Origin of the sequence: Paenalicyclobacillus cellulosilyticus (assembly GCF_014647315.1) — a bacterium.
Taxonomy (GTDB): domain Bacteria; phylum Bacillota; class Bacilli; order Alicyclobacillales; family Alicyclobacillaceae; genus Alicyclobacillus_J; species Alicyclobacillus_J cellulosilyticus.
This window is the reverse complement of sequence record NZ_BMOY01000157.1, coordinates 341-580: the sequence shown is the minus strand read 5'-3', so window position 1 is coordinate 580 and position 240 is coordinate 341. Positions and strand designations below refer to the sequence as shown.

Annotated in this window: 1 protein-coding gene; it reads right to left on the bottom strand. The window is 38.3% G+C overall.

What is annotated here, in order from left to right:
• The coding region (locus IEX97_RS13850) for a hypothetical protein (RefSeq protein ID WP_229776956.1) at positions 1-240 on the bottom strand (240 nt) is incomplete at both ends.

The following is a 240-nucleotide window of genomic DNA, read 5'->3' as shown; positions in this document are numbered from 1 at the left end:
CTTTGTCGCTTTATTCAACCAAGATTTAAGACCTGCTGCCTTTTTGTTTCTATTTAGCACTAATATAATTTCTTGCTTATCTTTATTAACAGCAATCGCAGCTTGTAACGTGGATCCCTTAATAGAAAGAACCCCTTCTTCACAATAGGCCGAGCGAGATCCTAATTGGGAAAGAACTAGAATCGCTATTTCATTTGGAGTTGGCGATGATGCTGCTGGCGTTGTTCGAATATTAATATG